At 74.8% G+C, this 3972-nt stretch carries 4 protein-coding genes; all 4 read right to left on the bottom strand.

All coding sequences use genetic code 11. From position 1 onward, the window contains the following. A partial coding sequence (locus G3I65_RS28700; RefSeq protein WP_203612534.1) for a cation:proton antiporter occupies nucleotides 1–522 on the bottom strand: 522 nt, incomplete at its 3' end. Further along, a complete protein-coding gene (locus tag G3I65_RS28695) occupies nucleotides 515–1873 on the bottom strand; it encodes a tryptophan 7-halogenase (RefSeq protein ID WP_160698873.1) in 1359 nt (452 codons plus the stop codon). The genes G3I65_RS28695 and G3I65_RS28700, both read right to left, overlap by 8 nt. Continuing rightward, nucleotides 1873–3606: an amino acid adenylation domain-containing protein gene (locus tag G3I65_RS28690; protein ID WP_160698872.1), complete on the bottom strand. Its 1734-nt coding sequence runs from the start codon at nucleotides 3604–3606 to the stop codon at nucleotides 1873–1875. Before G3I65_RS28690 ends, G3I65_RS28695 begins: the two co-directional genes overlap by 1 nt. After that, nucleotides 3599–3972 (bottom strand): thioesterase domain-containing protein (locus G3I65_RS28685; RefSeq protein WP_239071498.1); only part of this gene is annotated, 374 nt, incomplete at its 5' end. The genes G3I65_RS28690 and G3I65_RS28685, both read right to left, overlap by 8 nt.

The following is a 3972-nucleotide window of genomic DNA, read 5'->3' as shown; positions in this document are numbered from 1 at the left end:
GGCGGCGATGGCGAGCAACGTCCACGCGGTGACGTCGGTGACCGCCGCCGTGCCGAGCGCGCGCCGTCCCGTCGCCGTGCCGAGCAGCCCGCGCTCGGCGAGGATCCGGGCCAGCACCGGCAACGCCGTCACGGAGATCGCGGCCGCGACGAAGACGACGAACGCGCCGGTTCCCGCGGGGGAGTGCCGCGGGGCCAGCCACAGCGCCAGCACCGCACCCGCGCCCAGGGGAACGAGGGTTGCCCCGAGTGCCGGGATCACCGCCGTCTTCGTCCAGGTCATCGACGGCGTCAGGTGCGCGCCGGCGGCGAAGAGGAACACAGCAAGGCCGAGCTGCGCGATCGAGGTCAGGGTGGCGTCGACGGGGGCCGGGAGCAGCCGCGCGGCGGGGGCGAGCGCGACGCCGCAGAGGATCTCGCCGAGCACCGCGGGCTGCCCGAGCCGGGTCAGCGCCCAGCCCGCGAGCCGGGCCAGCCCGAGGACACCGGCGAGCACCGCCAGCAGGACGGCGAGGTCAGGCATCGGGCACCCGCCAGCGGCGACCGTCCACAGTGGACACAAGTCCGCCGGGGAACAGCGGTGCCTCGTCGCCCGCGGCTTCGCCGAGCAGACCGCGAAGCTGCAGCTGCGCCCCTTCGGCGAGGACGTCGCCGAACGTGTCGAAGCCGGTCGAGGCCACACCGCCGACCAGGTCGGCGAACGCCGTCGCGTCGTCGCCGCCCCGGCCGGTGACCTGGTGCGCGTGCCGGAAGTAGCTCCGCTGATCGGCTCGCAGCCGGTAGAACCCGAGGAGGAAATCCCGGAACAGGCCGAACTCCCGGCGGTAGCGGTCCTCGAACTCGGCGAAGCAGCGGTCCTCGGGCACCAGGCCGGCCAGGGTGCTGTTGATCGACCGCGCGGCCAGCAGGGCGCTGTAGGTGGCGAGGTGGACCCCGGAGGAGAACACCGGGTCGATGAAGCAGGCCGCGTCGCCCACCAGCACCATGCCCGGGCAGTGCAGCCGGGTCCGGTCGTAGGAGTAGTCCTTGCGCACCCGCAGCCGGTCGTACGGCGGCTCCGTCGCGCGCCGGGCGTCGCGCAGGAGATCATCGATCAGCGGGCAGTCCGCGATCAGCCCGCGGTACGCCGCCTCCAGGCCACCCTGCACCCGGGACGCGCACTCCTGCCGGACGACCGCGCCGACGCTGGTCAAGCCGGCCGAGAGCGGGATGTACCAGAACCACCCGGCGTCGAAGGCGGCGCACAGGATGTTGCCCGCGTCCGGTTCCGGCAGCCGGGCGCCGTCGAGGAAGTAGCCGAACAGCGCCAGGTTCCGGAAGTCCGGGGAATACTCGCGGTTCCCGCCGACGTCGTGGTGCAGCCGGCTGGTGTGCCCGGAGGCGTCGACGACGAACCGGGCGGTCGCCGTCCGTTCGCGGCCGCCTTCGTCGAGGTAGCGGACGCCGGTGATCCGGCCGCCGCCGGACACCGTGCCCAGCACCCGGTGCCCCTCGCGGACGTCCGCGCCGAGGCGCGCGGCGTTGCGCAGGAGGATGGTGTCGAACCGGGTCCGCTCCACCTGGTAGGCGTAGGACGTCGGCCCGGCCATCCGGTCGGACGCGGCGAAGGCGAACGTCCACGGCTCGGGGTCGCTGCCCCAGCGGAACATGCCGCCGCGCTTGCGGACGAACCCGGCGCGCTCGATCTCGTCGCGGACCCCGAGCAGGGCGCAGATCCCGTGCACCGTGGCGGGGAGCAGCGACTCGCCGATCCGGTAGCGCGGCAGGTGTTCCCGCTCCAGCAGCAGGACGCGGTGGCCGTCGGCCGCGACCAGGCCCGCCGCGGTCGACCCACCGGGCCCGCCGCCGACCACGACGACGTCGAATTCGGCCATCACGCACCGCCTTCCGGGCGGCTGGGGACGAGCTCGGCGAGCTGTGCCACGGTCCGGCGGCGCAGGACGTCCCGCAGCGAGCACGGCACCCCGCGCGCCCGCAGCCAGGCGGCCAGCGCCGCGGCCGAGAGACTGTGGCCGCCCAGGGCGAAGAAGTCGCTGTCCCCGGCGACCACGGTGATTCCGAGCTGGCTGCGGAACGCGGCGGCGACCACCGTTTCGGCGGGCGTCAGCCGGCGCGGCGCGACGCGGTCGGCGGTGCGATCGATCTTCCCGGTCCGGCCGACCGGGAGCGCGTCGGCTTCGACGAGCGCCGGCACGCAGTAGGCCGGCAGCGTCTCGAGGAGGTGCTCACGAAGGTCGCCGACCGTGCCGGAGCCGAGGACGACGTAGCCGACCAGGCGCTTCCGGTCGCCGGTGCCTTCGGCCCGGACCAGGGCCTGGCGCACGCCGGGCAGCGCGAGCAGGGCCTGCTCGGCCTCACCGGGCTCGACCCGGTGACCGTTGATCTTGACCTGGTCGTCCGCCCGGCCCAGCCAGCGCAGCGTGCCGTCGGGCTCGACGCGACACCGATCCCCGGTGCGGTACCAGTGCGGGGGAGCCGTGCCGAACCGGCGCGCCGTCAGCACCGGGTCGTCGAGGTAGCCCAGCGCGACCGAGGTGCCGCCGACGAGCAGCTCACCGGCTTCGCCGACCGGCACCGGTCGCAGTTCCGCGTCGACCACCTGCACACCGGTGTTGGCGATCGGCCGCCCGATCGCGGGCGTGTCGTGCTCGGCCAGCCGGCAGTACGTGGTGAACACCGTGCACTCGGTCGGGCCGTAGAGGTTCACCGCCGCCAGGCCCGGGGTGGCCCGCAGCCGCGACCACAGCGGCGGCGCGACGGCCTCGCCGCCCATGAGCAGCAGTCCCGGGCGGTCGTCCCCGGTGAGCAGACCGGCGTCGAGGAGAGCGGTGAGCTGCGTCGGGACGGCTTCGACCACCGACAACCGCCGCTCGCGGGCGAACCGGACGTAGTGTTCGGGATCGGCCCGGACGTCGTCGGGCACCAGGTGCACCTCGTGCCCGCCGAGCAGCCACAGCAGCGGATTCCAGGACGCGTCGAACGCGAGGGGCAGGCCGTGGGCCACGCGCTGCGGCTCGCCGCCGGCGGGGAACAGCCGGGCGGCGAGTTCGCAGTACAGGTTGACCAGGCTCCGGTGCCCGACCACGACTCCTTTGGGGCGCCCGGTCGAGCCGGAGGTGTAGATGACGTAGGCCGCACGCGCGGGGCCGGCGTCCGCGTGCTCGGGCAGGTGGGCGAGCTCGCCGCGCCAGTCGTCCGGCGACAGCACGACGTCGGCTTCCGCGGCCAGGTCGGCGACGTCGGTGAGCAGCGCCGCCGGGCGCGCCTGGCCGAGGATCGCGGCTCGCCGTGCCGGCGGCAGACCGGGATCCAGCGGCAGGTAGACGGCGCCGGCCTTCGCGACCGCCAGCGGCGCCAAGATCGCCCGCACGGACCGGGACATCGCACACGCGACGAGTGAGCCCGGCGCGACTCCGGCCGCGCGGAGCGCGTGCGCCAGCCGTCCGCTCCAGCGCCGCAGGTCGCCGAACGTCCACGCGACGTCGTCCGCGACCAGGGCCGTCGACTTCGGACAGGCCCGGGCACGCAGTTCGAACAGCTCCTGCCAGGGGACCTTCGGCACGAACCGCCGCCCGCCGCCGACGACGGAGCGCGGCCGGTCAGGCATCACGCGCACCCGCTTCCACGAGATCCAGCCGGGCCCGCTCCATCCACGCCCAGAACTCCGTGACGTGCTCCGCGGCGAGCAGGCCGAGGTGACCGCCGGGTACCGTCCCGGCCAGGAAAGGCCCGCTCGTCCACGGGCGCCACGCTTCGGTCGCCTCCTCCGTTTCGATGGGATCGGTCTCGCCGCAGAGCGCGGCGAGCGGGCACCGCACCGGGATCGCGGCCGGGCCCCGGTAGCGGCCGGTCAGGCTGATGTCGCGGCGCAGCAGTTCGGTGGCGTAGGCCCAGAGTTCGAACGAAGCCCGGTTCCCCAGCCCGGGCACGAACCCCTCGCCGGCCAGCACTTCGGGGAGCGTCCGGGCGCCGA

The sequence above is a fragment of the Amycolatopsis sp. SID8362 genome (assembly GCF_010550475.1).
Classification (GTDB): domain Bacteria; phylum Actinomycetota; class Actinomycetes; order Mycobacteriales; family Pseudonocardiaceae; genus Amycolatopsis; species Amycolatopsis eburnea.
The sequence above is the reverse complement of the archived record's forward strand: the minus strand, read 5'-3'. Positions and strand labels throughout refer to the sequence as shown.